The following is a 15,272-nucleotide window of genomic DNA, read 5'->3' as shown; positions in this document are numbered from 1 at the left end:
TGTTTTTATAACCAATCAATTACGTTTCTTATTTATGAGACAGCAGTGTACCTTGAAAAAACCTTTTTTGCTTTCCCAAAACTGTTAATAAATATGACTGGATATAAACGACACTGAGTAAATCGTTTATAGGTTTATTCACCACGAGAGTATTAGCGCAACGCAAGGATACCAATCCCGATTTCTTCAGTATAAACTCTATACAAATTCCCCCATCAAAAATAAATGCCTGAGGTAAACCATGGGCCTGAAAAAGCAATATCTAAAATCAAAACCGGTATGTAAGGTTACTTTTCGATTAACCGCAGCAGAGTCGGGCTTTGCTGAATCTGTGCAGTTAGTGGGTGATTTTAATCAGTGGGATCAAACAGTGCCCCCGATGCGTCGTCTAAAAAACGGTAGTTTTACTCAGACGCTGAATCTGGAGAAAGATCAGCGCTATGCATTTCGTTACTTAATTGATGCAAACCGCTGGGAAAATGACTGGCAGGCAGATGCTTATCTCGCTTCCGGCATGGGAAGTGAGGAAAACTCAATAGTGGTGGTGTAAAATATCGAAAAAGCGTAAGAAAAAAAGGGTCGCTAGCGCAACCCTGATTATTTATAGAGACTTAGATCGATTTTTCCAGCTCAGGTAAAATATCAAATAAATCACCGACCAGACCATAGTCTGCTACCTGGAAAATCGGGGCTTCCTCATCCTTATTGATGGCCACGATGACTTTGGAGTCTTTCATGCCGGCCAGGTGTTGGATAGCACCGGAAATACCCACCGCAATGTACAGCTGAGGAGCGACGATTTTGCCTGTCTGGCCCACCTGCATATCGTTAGGCACAAAGCCTGCATCAACGGCTGCACGTGAAGCGCCAATCGCGGCAGCTAGCTTATCGGCAATACCTTCTAACAGAGAAAAGTTTTCCCCATTTTGCATACCCCGGCCGCCGGAAATAACAATATCTGCTGCAGAAAGTTCCGGGCGTTCTGACTCAGTCAATTGCTCGTCGACAAAACTTGATTTTTCAGATGTTTTGACTGCATCTGACGCTTCGACCGGTGCACTGTTATCCTGCCCGACCGCATCAAAGGAAGCGGCGCGAACCGTGATGACTTTAATGGTATCTTCTGACTGCACAGTGGCAATAGCATTACCTGCATAGATTGGTCGCACGAATGTATCGGGCGACTCAACTCCGATGATGTCAGATATCTGGGCAACATCCAGTAAAGCAGCTACCCGGGGCATAAAGTTTTTGCCCGTCGTGGAAGCACTCGCCACAATGTGATCATAGTCTTTACCCAGCTCAACCACTAATTCAGCGATGTTTTCAGCCAGCTGATGACCATAAGCCTCATTATCTGCAACAACAACTTTTGCTACACCATCAATTTTTGCCGCTGCCTCGGCAATACCAGCGCAGTCTGAGCCGGCAACCAGCACGTGAATGTCACCACCCATTTGTGTGGCAGCACTAATCAGCTTGGCGGTATCGCCTTTTAGCGCATTATTATCATGTTCTGCATAAACTAATACTGTCATCAGATCACCTTCGCTTCGTTTTTGAGCTTATCAACCAGTTCCGCGACACTGTCTACTTTAACACCGCCTTCTCGCTGGGCCGGTGGATTCACTTTAAGTACCTTCACTTTAGATGACAGATCCACACCAAAATCAGCAGCTGGCATTACATCCAGCGGCTTTCGCTTAGCCTTCATAATATTTGGCAGCGATGCATAGCGCGGTTCGTTAAGGCGAAGATCTGTGGTAATCACCGCGGGCAAATCCAGCTGAACGGTCTGCAGACCACCATCAATTTCGCGGGTTACTTTGACTTTGTTATCGTCAATATCTACTTTCGAGGCGAAGGTACCCTGGGGCATGCCAGTAAGCGCAGCCAGCATCTGACCGGTCTGGTTATTGTCAGAATCAATACTCTGCTTGCCCAGAATGACTAAGTCCGGTGATTCTTTTTCCACCAGCTTACTCAGTAATTTAGCAATCTGAAGCGAGTCCAGCTTTTCATCGGTGTCGATTTGGATCCCCCGATCTGCACCGAGCGCAAGAGCGGTTCTGATTTGCTCCTGACAGCTCTTGTCACCGATAGAAACAACCACCACTTCGGTTGCCACACCCTGCTCTTTCAATTTTACTGCTTCTTCAACAGCAATTTCACAAAAAGGATTTATTGCCATTTTTGCATTGGCCAGGTCAACGCCGGAATAATCAGCTTTAACCCGTACCTTCACGTTGTAGTCAATTGCACGTTTGACTGGTACAAGTATTTTCATTTGTTACCTCAAAATTTGAGTTAGCCGGTGATGTACCACCCTGTCTTGATATCATCAGCCTCTTTATATGGTTGATGGACGAAGAAAGGTTTACCCTGCATTAACGTAGAGTATACATTGAAACCAACTTGCTTTACGTTAACGTAAACTAAGCTGCAATCTACTTCCTGTTGACGTAAACGTCAACCTGCATTACCTTTCGAGACGACAATTAATTTACAACTTTTTGACACCTGGCATTATTTGTTTCACCTATAGTGCACTATAACAATGAATTTTAAGGAGCCACCCATGGAACGTGAATCAATGGAGTTTGACGTGGTCATCGTTGGTGCCGGACCTGCCGGTCTGGCCACAGCGTGTCGACTCATGCAACTTGCTAATGACGCCGAGCAGGAACTCATGGTCTGTGTCGTGGAAAAAGGCTCAGAAGTGGGCGCACATATCTTGTCAGGGGCGGTGTTCGAACCCCGCGCACTAAATGAGCTTTTCCCGGATTGGAAGGAAAAAGGCGCGCCATTAAATACGCCGGTTACCGAAGACGAAATCTATTTATTCAATGATGCGACCTCTGCGCGCAAGCTGCCTAACTGGATGACCCCCAAGACCATGCACAATGATGGTAACTACATTGTCTCAATGGGCAATGTCTGCCGCTGGCTGGCTGAACAGGCAGAAGCCCTGGGTGTAGAGGTCTTCCCTGGCTTCGCTGCTGCAGATATTATTTACAACAAGGATGGTAGTGTGGGCGGTGTCGCTACCGGGGATATGGGCCTCGATACACAGGGTGAAAAGAAAGACAGCTATATGCCCGGTATGGATTTGCTGGCCAAATATACAATTTTTGCAGAAGGCTCGCGGGGTCATCTCGGTAAAAGCCTCATTGAGAAATTTGAACTTGACAAAAATGCCAGCCCGCAGCATTACGCCATTGGATTTAAAGAAGTTTGGGATATTGACCCAGCTAAGCATAAACCCGGCCTGGTTGTTCATTCAGCAGGCTGGCCATTAGATGAAGCAACCGGTGGCAGTTACCTCTATCATGCGGAGGACAATCAGGTTCTGGTGGGTCTGATTATCGACCTGAATTACGAAAATCCATACCTGAGCCCTTTCCATGAGTTTCAGCAGTTAAAACACCATCCTGCTATTAGTCAGTATCTTGAAGGAGGCAAGCGCGTAGCGTATGGCGCTCGCGCCATTACTAAAGGCGGTTTCAATTCTCTGCCGAAAATGACCTTTCCGGGAGGCCTGCTGGTAGGTTGTAACGCCGGAACGCTAAATTTTGCCAAAATAAAAGGTAATCATACGGCGATGAAATCCGGTATGGTTGCTGCTGAAACATTATTCGAGGCGTTTAACCAGCAGACTCAGGAAAAAGAACTGCAGACGTTTGAGGAAAATATCAAAGCTTCCTGGCTGTATGACGAATTATATAAATCCCGCAACTTTGGGCCGGCTGTTCATAAATACGGAAATTTCTGGGGGGGGGCATTTAACACATTGGAGCAGAACTTCTTTGGCGGTAGTTTTTTTGGAAAAACCTTAACGGATAATTCACAAGATTATGCCCAGATGAAGACTGTCGATGAGGTAGAAAAAATTACCTATCCAAAGCCAGATGGTAAATTGAGCTTTGATAAACCTTCATCAGTTTATCTGTCCAATACAAACCACGAAGAGAATCAACCTTGTCACCTGCAACTCAAAGATCCATCAATACCTATTGAGATCAACTGGCCTAAATTTGCGGAGCCGGCGCAACGATATTGCCCGGCCGGCGTTTATGAAGTAATTGATGATGATCAGGGAAATAAAAAGTTTCAGATCAATGCGCAAAATTGTATTCATTGCAAAACGTGTGATATTAAAGATCCATCACAGAATATTTGCTGGGTAACGCCAGAAGGAACCGGCGGACCTAATTATCCCAATATGTAATTATTTTTAATTCGTTTTAAAAAAAAAGCAGCCGATGGTTGCTTTTTTTTTGTATAAAAATTAACTATTATAATTAAAGAACTAACACATATAAACGTAAGGTTAATAAATGAGCGAGTTTTTAGATATTTTAACCCACGGAAGACGTTTACAGGGAGCAGTAAAAGAATTGTCACTAGAAGAACTTGAAGAAGTTCGTGGCAAATTGGATAACATAATTGAAAAGCGCCGTGAAAAGGCTGCTGAACAAGAAAAAGTAGAAGAGGAAAAGAAGGCAAAGATTGCTGAAATCCAGAAACAAATGGAAGAAGCAGGATTGGCGGTCAGTGATCTTGAGTCGACCTCTTTGCCTGCGTCAAAACAAAGTAAGACGGGTAAAAAACGCCCGGTAAAATACAGGCTGACTGATAAGGAAGGCAACGAACATAAATGGACAGGTATTGGCAGAATGCCGAAAGTTTTCAAACAAGCACTTGAAGACGGCGAACAATTGCAGAATTTTTCAATTTAGAAGTAACGCACAAAAAAGGCGACTGATGTCGCCTTTTTTGCACTTCGCTATACTTGTAAATCTCTACGGGTAAGTCTTTTAATACACTGCTTGCGTATGTGTAGCACATTCCCTATTCTTTTTTGAAAGTTTTCATTATGTCAATTTCATTAAATTACGAAATCTCCCATAGCCACGAGGATGCGCCCTGGCTAGTGTTACTTCATGGCCTTTTTGGCAGCCTGGATAATCTGGCTATCGTGCGCCGTTATTTCCAAAATCAATATAATGTGCTTAGTATTGATTTGCCGGACCATGGTGAATCGCCGCACACAGAGGGTTTTACCTTGTCTGACAGTGCCCATGGCGTCCTGGCTATTGTTAACCAATTAAAGCTGGATTCGGTTTATTTACTAGGGCATTCCCTGGGCGGCAAGGTCGCCATGATGGCGGCGCTGGAACAACCAGATTATATCAGCGCTCTGGTTATTGCCGATATTGCCCCGGCTACCTATCCGGCTCGCCACGAATCAATCATTAAGGGACTACAGGCAGTCGATCTTGAAAAAGTGGACAAGCGTAGTGATGCAGATACGCAGCTGGCACGACACATTCCCATATCAGGTGTCAGACAGTTCCTGTTAAAAAGCTTATTTCAGGATGAAGAAGGCAGGTGGCAATGGCGTTTTAATTTAAACGGGCTTGCTACAAATTATGATGCTATCCGAAGCTGGCCGGATTGCGACTTGCAATTCGCCAAAAGCACCTTATTTATAAAAGGTGGAGAATCGGATTATCTTAGCTTAGAGCATCGCAGTGTTATTGCTCAGCTTTTTCCAAAGTCAAAAGCACGGGTAATTGATGGTGCCGGCCATTGGCTACATGCTGAAAAACCTGACGCATTTAACAGAGCAGTTGACCAATTTTTTTCCAGGGTTAATAGCGATTAGTGATACTCCATGAGATAAATTTAAGCGGTTTTCTGTGCGCCATTGAATTAAGATATGGTATAGTCTGCGCCTGATCAGAAAGGGGTGTTATGCCCAACAGTACTTACGAATTATTTGAATCCGTCTCGATTTATATTGGCCTTGGTGGCCTGTTCATTTTGATGGGTTTGGCAGTACATGATGTGCTTAAGAAAAATGATGTTCCCCTGATAGGAAAGCTCGTAGTGTATGGCGTGCTCGGCGCCGGGGCCATGGGTTTTTTAGCAAAAGGGTTGATAGAAGTTTTCTTACTAAGTACAGGTGTGTAAAAACAGTTAAATGATAGAGGGTAATTATGGCAAGTGTTGGCCTTTTTTTTGGAAGCGACACCGGAAATACTGAGCACGTCGCCAAGATGATTCAAAAAGAATTGGGTAAGCACCTGATTGACGTTTTTGATATCGCCAAAAGTACCAAAGAAGCCATTGCTGAATACGACTTGCTGATATTTGGCATACCTACCTGGTATTATGGTGAAGCGCAGTGTGACTGGGATGACTTTTTTCCCGAACTGGAAGAAATAGATTTCACCGATAAGCTCGTGGCCATTTTTGGTTGTGGTGATCAGGAAGATTATGCCGAGTATTTTCTTGACGCAATGGGCATGGTTCGGGATATCGTCGAACCTCGTGGCGCCATTCTGGTTGGTGAATGGCCGTGCGAAAGCTACGAGTTCGAAGCGTCCAAAGGTATGGCAGATGATAAACATTTTGTGGGCTTAGGTATTGATGAGGATCGTCAGCCGGAGCTTACTGACGAACGGGTTAAAGCCTGGTGTAAACAGCTTCACGAAGAGCTGTGCCTGGCTGAACTGGCCTAGCGTCTATTACACAAAGGAGCTGCTTAAAGGGCAGCTCCTTTTAATTTGTTCCGCTATTCTTTACAACCTGAAACGCTCAACCGCATTACGTAAGCTTTCCATTTGAGCATCCAGTTGCATAACTGACTGATTCGCATTTTGGGTATTTTCCGCGCTGGCATCAGCAAGCCCAACGATGGTATTAAGGCTGTTAGCCACGTCAGCCAGCAAGCGGTCCTGTTGTTCCGTGTCGCTGACGATGGTGTGGTTTATTTTACTCAATGAGTTGATAATTTCACGAATCTGACTCACCTGCTCATTTACCTGGCCAATAATCTCTACTCCCTGATCGGCCTGCATTTTCCCTGCATCAATAGCCTGTACTGCCTGCCTGGCATCCCGTTGCAGACTGGCAATCATACCTTCAATTTCTTCGGTAGAATTTTGAGTACGAGTAGCAAGTGTTCTTACCTCATCAGCCACGACGGCAAATCCCCTTCCCTGATCGCCGGCTCTGGCAGCTTCAATTGCAGCATTCAGGGCAAGTAAATTGGTTTGTTCAGCTATAGTTTTAATGACGTCGAGAATACTACCTATATTACGGCTATTTGCTTCGAGTCGCTCAATGGTCTCAGCTGACGTCTCTGCTTGTCTGGCTTGTTGATGGCTCTGCTCACGACATTGCGCTACCAGTTGCGCAATAACATCACTTTGTTTGTCCACCTTATTCAGCGAGGCAGTCGAAGCATTAATCTGGGCCAGATTACTGTGGCTGGTCTGTTGAACATTTGCTGTATTGTGCGAGGTTTTTCGAATCTGCTCACGTTGCTCAGCAACACCATTTAACGAACGCTCACCCATCGCAACGCTTTCTTTTGAGACCCTGTCAAGTTGTTCCTCCTGCGCCAGAATATTACCGATTAGCTCGCGCAAACTCGCGGCCAACACATTGACCTTATGGGCCAGTGCAGCAAACTCGTCGCGCCCATCGCTGTCCAACTGACAGGTTAGGTCTCCTTGTGACAACTGACTCAGCCCGCGGTTGATACGCGCCAGTGGACGAGCAATACTGCGTGTAGCTATGGTTCCCAGCACAATGGCTGCAATCAACCCTAAGCCAGAAACAATCAGAGTCTCTACAACGCTTTCCTGCACTGTCTGCAGGATGCTCTGCTGCCCCTCTAGCGTAGACTGGCTGGCCCTGTCAAAAAGCGTATTTATCGTCGCCATCGCAGCATCCAGTGCGTTGTCGGCGCTTTGCCGATAATCCTGGCTGGCTGTAATGGCCTTTAGCTTTTGTTGCTGCAGGTCAATCAGACCGTCGTTTCCTGTAAGATTTTGGAAGACCAGAGCATATTGTTCATTGAAAGCCTCAACGGTGCCGCTATTTTCAACACCTTGCGCCAACCGGTTCAGATAGTCCTTATCAACCTGCAGATTGCTCAGCTGATAATTCAGGTCTTCGACAATATTGGCAGTTATCTCACCACTATTTGTTTCAGCTAATTCCTGTAATGCGGTATTGAGGGTCAGCAGCTTGTTGTCAATATTTGTACCTGCGCCGATCAACGTTTGAATGGCAGGATCGTCACTATCAATATAGCTCAAGTCCAACATCAATGCGCTGGCTTCATCGGTCATACTCAATAATAGACTCAGCTGGTTATCCAGTGCCTGTGCCAAACTAATCCGCTGCATTAGCGCATCGTACATCTGCTGACTGTGGCTAATAAATGCCTTACCATCCCGGACTGCCTGAGCGACTACCTTACTATCCGGGCGAGACTGCAGCAATGTGTCAAGTTGGGTGACAAATTTGTTAGATAATTGGCTGAAAGCGTCGCGATTAGCAATCAGTTCTTCTGCACTTGTTTTATAAAAGCCATTTGCAATAATCGTTGCCAGAGACTGAGTTTCAGATTTTATTTCCATCATCTGAATCTGTAATGGCATTTTTTCGTTTGCAACAGAACGAGCCGCTTCACGGATATCGGACAAACCTGCATAAGACAGCACACCTATGAGAAACAGCAGACACCAAAATGTTACGAACCCTAAAATTATCTTTCTGACTACGGTCAACTGCATTTACTACTTTCCTGTCCCTGTCGTTGCAGCAATAACATACAAAATTGTTATCACTAAGTAAATTTATCTTTAACGCAGGATTAATATTTTAAATTAATTATTGGCCATAGCGGCAATTTTGTTATCATTCTTTCGTATATTTTCGATAGCTATCAACAGCTCACAAATTATACAAATTAATACCAAACCCGCCGGATGATTAATTTTTGCGCGTCAGTTTGACAAAAAGCGGCTTTTCCTTTCAAATCATGTCAATTTACCTATAATAACGTCACCTCGAACGCAGCCCTGAAGTTGGTATTCAATGGATCAAAATAAAGAGCTTAAGAAAGCCGGTCTGAAAGTAACGTTACCGCGCCTGAAAATCCTGCAGATATTGCAGGAGCCAGAGAATCAACACATCAGCGCTGAGGATGTGTATAAAATATTGATTGAACAGGGTGAGGAAATTGGTCTGGCCACGGTTTACCGTGTATTGAATCAGTTTGATGATGCTGGCATCCTGAGTCGCCATCACTTTGAAGGCGGCAAATCAGTTTTTGAAATCAGCCATAAGGATCATCATGATCACCTCGTATGCCTTAAATGTGGCAAAGTGATTGAGTTTGAAGACGATGTTATCGAGCGGCGACAGATTGAAGTCGCCGAAAGAAATAATATGAAGCTGACCCACCATAGCTTATATCTTTACGGCGAATGCGCCGACAAGGACTGTGATCAGCTAAATGATTAAGACCATCATTTGGTGTCGTTCGAATAGTTAAAAGCCTGCCGGCCATCCGGCGGGCTTTTTTTATCAGTTACAGATAGCGTTAAAAGGTAAATTTATGTTTATTGAATTTGCGCAAACTCTCTTCCCATACGGGTCCGGGACAGCCTTCGCCCACCGGTCTGCCATCGATGCTCAGCACCGGCGTAATTTCTTTACTGGAACTACTTAACCACACTTCATCCGCCTGCAACAGTGCGTTTTTAGTAATGGCACGCTCACGTACGATAGTCCCTTCCTCCCGTAAACTCTGGATAACAAGCTGGCGGGTTATACCAGGCAGAAGCTGATGATCCAGAGCTGGCGTAACTATCTGACCATCAATAACTGCAAACACATTGCAGGAGGCAGCTTCCGTTACCTCATCGTGTTGGTTTAACAAAATGGTTTCCTGTTTACCCTGAGTCACGCCCTGCTGATAATGCAAAACGTTTCCCAGTAAAGAGGTCGATTTAATATGACAGCGTTGCCAGCGTAAATCACGGCCTAGCGCCACATGGAGTCCCTTAACCGCCGTCCTGTCCGGAACGGGTGGAGCCGCCATTTCAAACGCATAGCAAAATACAGTAGGCACCATCTTATCATTGTATGCATGATTGCGCTGGGCCGCTGTCCCCCGGGAGACATGTAGATAAACACCAATAGACGAGGACTCAAATTCAGTAGCGTTGTGTGTTACCAATGTCTGAATAACACTTTCCCATTGCTTTTTTTGCATAGGATTGGGTATCTCAATGTCGTTGAGGCCGCGGCTCATACGCTGCAAGTGGGCGCTCAGCCCGATGGCTTTCCCGTTTTGCGTAGGGATAACCTCATAGATGCCATCGCCAAACAAGAACCCTCTGTCCATGGGCGAAATTCGCGCCTGGTCCAGCGGTAAGTACTCATCATTTAAAAACGCTAAAGTCATCTCTGTTCTGTTTCCGGGTGGCTGGAGTTAGGGTGGCTGTCAAAAATCAGTTCTTCCAAGCGGTGCCAGAGTAACCACTTTCCTCTGGCATTATCGGCATCAATTGCCCGAAAGGTGACAACATCACCCGGGACTGCCTGGGCCAGGCGGTATATATCATAGTCAGCAACGCAGCCAATCTTAGGATAACCGCCCAGTGTCTGGCGATCAGCAAGCATAACTATAGGCTGACCGTCTGGGGGAAACTGTATTGCCCCGCAATTGATACCCTCAGAATACATCTCTTCTGGTTCAACCTCTATAGCCTGACCGGTCAACCGGTAGCCCATTCGGTTAATATCATTAGACACCGTATATTCGCTGGCAAAAAACAATTGCTGTTGCCAGTTATCAAACCGGGCCTGTTGGTAACCCACCACCACATCCAAAGGCGTCTCGAGGGTATAATCGGGTATTTCATGCGCTTCTAATTCACGCATAGCCTGAATCGAATGCACCGCAACAGGGAGTGTATCGTCCTTCTGTAAGCTCTTACCATCATTATGAATACCACCGACGCCTTCCCGGGTGACTATCGTTTTGCTTCCCTTAATTGCGGGCAAATCCAGCACACCACCCAGGCCGATATACGATTTAGTGCCAAGTCGCCTGGGGCTAACAGTCACTGTGTCACCGGCTGCAAGATTGATGCTCTGCCATGCTGAAACTTCATCCCCATTTTGCTGCACACTGACCGCCGGACCGCCCACTGCAATCTCCATAGCGTGGCTGACTGAAAAAACGACCTCGCCAATGCATTCCAATGCCGGCGTATCCAGAGGATTCGCACACAGCCAGTTGACCAGCTCAAAGGATAATAAGTCTACGGCGCCGGAGGCACAAAAGCCGATTTCCTGGGCCTGTGGTTGCCTGCCAGCATCCACCACAAGAGTCTGCAAGCCACTATTTAGCAAAGTTATTTCAGCCATGTTTATCTGCCAGCTCCCTGAACGTTGCTTCATCAACTTGTACAAAGTTAACCGTATCGCCGGCCCGTAAGGTGATGGGTTGACTACCATCCGCTTTAAATAGCGGTAAGGGGCACAGACCTAACAAGTTCCAGCCGCCTGGTGACTCGTTTGGGTAAACTGCTGTCTGGCGGTCCGCAATCGCCACTGCGCCGGCCGGCACTTTCTTTCTTGGCGATTCCAGCCGCGGACAGCTCAGTGATTCTGAGGTTTCTCCCATGTAGGCAAAGCCCGGAGAAAAGCCGACAGTAAAAACCCGGTACTGTTGCCGCAGATGGGTTGCAATGACTTCATCTTCGCTCAGTCCGGTCTTCTCACTGACCACGGCTATATCGTTGGCACTGGGAGCGCCGTACCACACAGGCAGCTCATAATGACTGTGCTCATCGGCACCAGCTTCACGAGGTTGTGTGTTCTTTAATGTACGGTATACAAGGTGGACATCGGCCCGCTGCAAATCAAATAAAACCAGCAGCGAATCGTAGCCGGCGATGAGAGACTTAAGCCACGTCAGACGCTGTGCTCTGAGTCCTCTGGCTAACGCCTGAACCGCATCATTTTTGTCAGTAAGTGTATCACCGCTAAAATAAATGATGACACCATCAATACCGGCAGGCTGAATATCTTTAATGCGACCAAAAAAACGCATTAGTCAGAACTCTCCTTACTATTTATAATTTGTCTGATGGCCCGGGCCATTTCTACAGCACCTGCCGAATCTCCATGTACACAAAGTGTATCTACCGGCAACGATAAGACTGTCCCATCAGCAGCGGTAATTGTGCCCTGCTCAATAATAGCCCGGGCCTGCTCAATCGCCTGTTGTTCATTAAGCACCGCACCGGCTTTGTGACGGGACATCAGATAGCCATCAGCTTCATAGTGCCGATCGGCAAATGCCTCAAACATCACGGGTAAGTCATAGGTTTGTGCATGCTGTGCGATAACGTGATGTTGAGGGTGAGCTTGGACCATTATTTTTAACGGATGGGAAGTGAAATCTGCCAGCGCCTGGAATATCGCATCCCTGGTGATCTCATTTCGCATCATATCGTGATAAAGAGCACCATGGGGCTTTACATACTTGACCTGTGTCTGGTAAAGACTGGCTAACCCTTGCAGGGCGCTTATTTGGTACTGGATGCATGCTACCAGCTCAGCGTGCTTCATCGCCATGCTGCGGCGGCCAAAACCCTGTAAATCAGGATAAGCCGGATGCGCGCCGACAGTGACATTATGCTCTGCGGCAAGGGCTAACGATCGTTTTAGTGTTACCGGATCGCCAGCGTGAAACCCACACGCTATATTGGCCTGATCAATCAGGCCCATGATCGCGTTTTCCACCGGCATTTTCCACGCGCCGTAGCTTTCACCCAGATCGCAATTCAATAACATAGTTGTTTCGCTCTTACTTCAAATGTGCGTTATCATATTACCTTTAATTTCATCGACAGTCAGGCGCCATGATACAGGTTGGTACATTAAACAGGCTCACAGTGGTGGGCGAGTTTCCATTCGGTTTTCAGCTTTCTACGGGCAGTGACACCGAAGGTTTAGTCACGCTGCCGACGGCCGAAGCACCGGCAAATCTTGCAGCCGGGAGTACCATTGAGGTTTTTGTCTTTCCTGATGAAACCGGTTCATTACTCGCCACAACCCGCCGCCCGGTGATTGAGGTAGGTCAGACCGGGGTATTAAAAGCCGTTAATGTGACCCACTTCGGCGCTTTCTTTGACTGGGGGCTGGAAAAAGACTTACTTGTGCCTCTGCAGCATCAGGAAAGTACTGTGGATTTGGGTATGAACTATGTTGTTCACGCCTTTTTTGACAGGAAAACTCACCGTATTCTGGGCGCCACGCGATTGCACCCTTTTTTAAATGAACATGGTGAAAATTTCTTTGCAGGTCAGGCGGTAGACTGCCTGGTTTATGCTAAAACAGAGCTGGGCTTCAAAGTCGTGGTCGAAGGTACCCACACAGGCTTACTGTTTCACTCAGATGCCTTTATTCCACCGCGGGTGGGAGACGCTATCAATGCTGTCATAAAGTCTGTGCGAGAAGATGGCAAACTGGACATTGCATTGCAGCGTACCGATAAGCACGGCCGGGATACCCTCAGTGATGCTATCTTAGAAGATTTGGATGCTCATGGCGGGCTGTCAACCTTAACTGATAAAAGCCCCCCAGATGAAATTTATGCCCGCTTTAAAGTCAGTAAAGCAGCGTACAAAAAAGCGTTAGGGAATTTGTATAAACAACGCAAAATTGTCATTGATAAACAGGCGATACGCCGAACAGAACAAAAGGATTAATCGATGAAAGCAAATGTGGTGTGGGATCACGATTTATCGTTCACAGGCGTTACCGATAGCGGTTACAAAACCGTGATGGATGGCAGTGGAAATGCTATTTCTCCGATGGAATCTGTGTTGTTGTCGGTCGGCGCCTGTTCAAGCGTTGATGTGGTGGAGATCCTCAAAAAAGGACGCTATGAACTTGCACACTGTGAATGTGAGCTGTCTGCACAACGCGCGGATGAGGCCCCGCGGGTCTTCACATCTATTCATGCGCACTACATAGTAAAAGGTGAAGGCCTTACTGATAAAGCGGTGGCACGCGCGGTATCTTTATCTGCAGAAAAATACTGCTCGGTGATACTGATGCTTAATAAGAGTGTCGATATTTCAACAAGTTATACTATCGAACCCTGATACTGGTCAAAACGACAACTTTTTAATCAGAAAAGTCACCTGGCTCATTGGGTGGCTTTTTTTATTGCCCGCATAAAAATATAACCATCTGATAAATAAAACATTTAAAAATTTTGCTATGTTGGCATATACCCTGCTGAAGTCACTGGCATACAGTGATTACTATCGTTTTACAGGACTTTATCATGGATGTTTTATCTGCACGTTCGTTTCGCTTAACCCTGGCCGCCATAGCCTGCACCACTTCACTTACACTTGCCGGCTGTGGCAACGTCGAAGCTGTAGATGCCACCGAAAAAGACACCTCCGAAAGAATTAAAATTCCGGTAGAAACCGCCAGTGTTACCATTGGTGATATTGATGCCACCTATTCAACAACTGCCACGCTACAAGCCATCGACGAGGCATTTGTGGTGGCCCGGGCATCCGGCATCATTGAACAAATACTGGTAGAGGAAGGTGACTATGTGGAAAAAGGACAGATACTTGCCCGCCTGGATCAAAAAAGGTATGAGCTTGCCCTCAACAAAGCACGCGCCGATTTACGAGGTATCAAACAGGAACTCGATAAAGTCAACAAAGTTTATTCACAAAAGCTGGTCAGTGATGATGCCTACGAAAAACTCAATGCCCAATATGAATCGGTCAGAGCATCAGTGCAGCTGGCTGAGCTTGACCTCGCCGAAACAATCATTACTGCGCCAATAAGTGGCTACATCGCAGAAAATAATGCCAAAGTAGGAAATCTGACTGAGTCATTTCAACGCGAGCGCATGTTTCACATTGTGCAGCAAAAGGTGCTGCAGGGAATTGTTTATTTGCCAGAAAGCGAGTTACCTAATATCGCCGTGGGTCAGCACGCCAAACTGCGAGTATCAGCGGTACCTGAAACACCCGTCACAGCCTCTGTCATTCGCATTAGTCCGGTTATCGACGCACAGACAGGTACTTTCAAAGTTACCCTGCGTGTGCCTAATCAGGCAGAAAAATTAAAGGCCGGTATGTTTTCCAACGTGGCACTCAATTATGCCACTCACCAACAGGCACGTCTGTTGCCCCGTCGGGCACTGCTGACAATTGATAATAAAACCTCTGTATTTGTGGTTAATGAGGGCGTGGCCAATCAGGTTGAGGTAACACCAGGTATTGAGCAGGGCGAGTATATTGAGATTCTCAAGGGATTAAATGGTACTGAAGAGGTCATTACCGTAGGCCATCAAAATCTGAAAGATGCGACGCCGGTTAATATCGTAAACAGCTAACTGCACCGTACTTTAAGGA

The 15,272-nt window shown here is 46.3% G+C and carries 17 protein-coding genes; 10 read left to right on the top strand and 7 right to left on the bottom strand.

Features of this window, described 5'->3' with window-relative positions; translation table 11 throughout:
* Positions 1-241: 241 nt before the first annotated feature.
* Positions 242-550 (top strand): isoamylase early set domain-containing protein, encoded by a 309-nt coding sequence (locus F458_RS0101265; RefSeq protein ID WP_018981556.1) that lies wholly within the window; start codon positions 242-244, stop codon positions 548-550.
* Between the two features lie 61 nt (positions 551-611).
* Here the strand turns inward: F458_RS0101265 and F458_RS0101260 are convergent, their stop codons facing one another.
* Both F458_RS0101260 and F458_RS0101255 read right to left on the bottom strand, forming a co-directional pair.
* Complete coding sequence (locus F458_RS0101260) at positions 612-1,538, bottom strand: electron transfer flavoprotein subunit alpha/FixB family protein (RefSeq protein ID WP_018981555.1); 927 nt, start codon at positions 1,536-1,538, stop codon at positions 612-614.
* Entirely contained in the window at positions 1,538-2,287 is a 750-nt protein-coding gene (locus F458_RS0101255) for an electron transfer flavoprotein subunit beta/FixA family protein (RefSeq protein ID WP_018981554.1), read from the bottom strand. Before F458_RS0101255 ends, F458_RS0101260 begins: the two co-directional genes overlap by 1 nt.
* Positions 2,288-2,578: 291 nt before the next feature.
* On the opposite strand from F458_RS0101255, the gene F458_RS0101250 reads away from it, so the two are divergent.
* The 5 genes from F458_RS0101250 to fldA all read left to right on the top strand — a co-directional run bounded on the left by F458_RS0101250 (position 2,579) and on the right by fldA (position 6,527).
* Positions 2,579-4,228: an electron transfer flavoprotein-ubiquinone oxidoreductase gene (locus F458_RS0101250; RefSeq protein WP_018981553.1), complete on the top strand. Its 1,650-nt coding sequence runs from the start codon at positions 2,579-2,581 to the stop codon at positions 4,226-4,228.
* 109 nt (positions 4,229-4,337) lie between these two features.
* Positions 4,338-4,739: an H-NS histone family protein gene (locus F458_RS0101245; RefSeq protein WP_018981552.1), complete on the top strand. Its 402-nt coding sequence runs from the start codon at positions 4,338-4,340 to the stop codon at positions 4,737-4,739.
* A gap of 137 nt (positions 4,740-4,876) precedes the next feature.
* Positions 4,877-5,668: an alpha/beta fold hydrolase gene (locus tag F458_RS0101240; RefSeq protein ID WP_083928557.1), complete on the top strand. Its 792-nt coding sequence runs from the start codon at positions 4,877-4,879 to the stop codon at positions 5,666-5,668.
* A gap of 89 nt (positions 5,669-5,757) precedes the next feature.
* Positions 5,758-5,976 carry a DUF2788 domain-containing protein gene (locus F458_RS0101235; RefSeq protein ID WP_018981550.1) on the top strand — a complete coding sequence of 73 codons (219 nt, stop codon included), beginning with the start codon at positions 5,758-5,760 and terminating at the stop codon, positions 5,974-5,976.
* 26 nt (positions 5,977-6,002) lie between these two features.
* Positions 6,003-6,527: a flavodoxin FldA gene (fldA, locus tag F458_RS0101230; RefSeq protein ID WP_018981549.1), complete on the top strand. Its 525-nt coding sequence runs from the start codon at positions 6,003-6,005 to the stop codon at positions 6,525-6,527.
* Between the two features lie 60 nt (positions 6,528-6,587).
* On the opposite strand, the gene F458_RS0101225 is transcribed toward fldA, so the two are convergent.
* Complete coding sequence (locus tag F458_RS0101225; RefSeq protein WP_018981548.1) at positions 6,588-8,594, bottom strand: methyl-accepting chemotaxis protein; 2,007 nt, start codon at positions 8,592-8,594, stop codon at positions 6,588-6,590.
* 304 nt (positions 8,595-8,898) lie between these two features.
* Between F458_RS0101225 and fur the strand changes: the two genes are divergently transcribed.
* Positions 8,899-9,327 (top strand): ferric iron uptake transcriptional regulator, encoded by a 429-nt coding sequence (fur, locus tag F458_RS0101220; protein ID WP_018981547.1) that lies wholly within the window; start codon positions 8,899-8,901, stop codon positions 9,325-9,327.
* A gap of 79 nt (positions 9,328-9,406) precedes the next feature.
* Here fur and F458_RS0101215 read toward each other — a convergent pair whose 3' ends face one another.
* From F458_RS0101215 to F458_RS0101200, 4 genes are read right to left on the bottom strand one after another with little or no spacing between them, the layout of a single operon-like run.
* Positions 9,407-10,273, bottom strand: a complete 867-nt coding sequence (locus F458_RS0101215) for an aminotransferase class IV (protein WP_018981546.1) — start codon at positions 10,271-10,273, stop codon at positions 9,407-9,409.
* The gene (locus F458_RS18860) at positions 10,270-11,241 is read right to left on the bottom strand and encodes a 5-oxoprolinase subunit C family protein (protein ID WP_018981545.1); all 972 of its coding nucleotides are present in this window, start codon (positions 11,239-11,241) and stop codon (positions 10,270-10,272) included. Before F458_RS18860 ends, F458_RS0101215 begins: the two co-directional genes overlap by 4 nt.
* A complete protein-coding gene (gene pxpB, locus F458_RS0101205; RefSeq protein WP_018981544.1) occupies positions 11,234-11,929 on the bottom strand; it encodes a 5-oxoprolinase subunit PxpB in 696 nt (231 codons plus the stop codon). The genes F458_RS18860 and pxpB overlap by 8 nt, the downstream gene beginning before the upstream one ends.
* Positions 11,929-12,675 (bottom strand): 5-oxoprolinase subunit PxpA, encoded by a 747-nt coding sequence (locus F458_RS0101200; RefSeq protein WP_018981543.1) that lies wholly within the window; start codon positions 12,673-12,675, stop codon positions 11,929-11,931. Before F458_RS0101200 ends, pxpB begins: the two co-directional genes overlap by 1 nt.
* A 68-nt stretch (positions 12,676-12,743) precedes the next feature.
* Between F458_RS0101200 and F458_RS0101195 the strand changes: the two genes are divergently transcribed.
* The 3 genes from F458_RS0101195 (at position 12,744) to F458_RS0101185 (ending at position 15,253) form a co-directional block, all read left to right on the top strand.
* Positions 12,744-13,592, top strand: a complete 849-nt coding sequence (locus F458_RS0101195; protein ID WP_018981542.1) for a CvfB family protein — start codon at positions 12,744-12,746, stop codon at positions 13,590-13,592.
* Positions 13,593-13,595: 3 nt separating this feature from the next.
* On the top strand, positions 13,596-13,991 hold the full coding sequence (locus tag F458_RS0101190) for an OsmC family protein (protein WP_018981541.1): 396 nt from the start codon (positions 13,596-13,598) through the stop codon (positions 13,989-13,991).
* 185 nt (positions 13,992-14,176) lie between these two features.
* Complete coding sequence (locus F458_RS0101185; protein WP_018981540.1) at positions 14,177-15,253, top strand: efflux RND transporter periplasmic adaptor subunit; 1,077 nt, start codon at positions 14,177-14,179, stop codon at positions 15,251-15,253.
* The last annotated feature ends 19 nt before the right edge of the window (positions 15,254-15,272 follow it).

Origin of the sequence: Salinimonas chungwhensis DSM 16280 (genome assembly GCF_000378185.1) — a bacterium.
Taxonomy (GTDB): Bacteria; Pseudomonadota; Gammaproteobacteria; order Enterobacterales; family Alteromonadaceae; genus Alteromonas; species Alteromonas chungwhensis.
The sequence above is the reverse complement of the archived record's forward strand: the minus strand, read 5'-3'. Positions and strand labels throughout refer to the sequence as shown.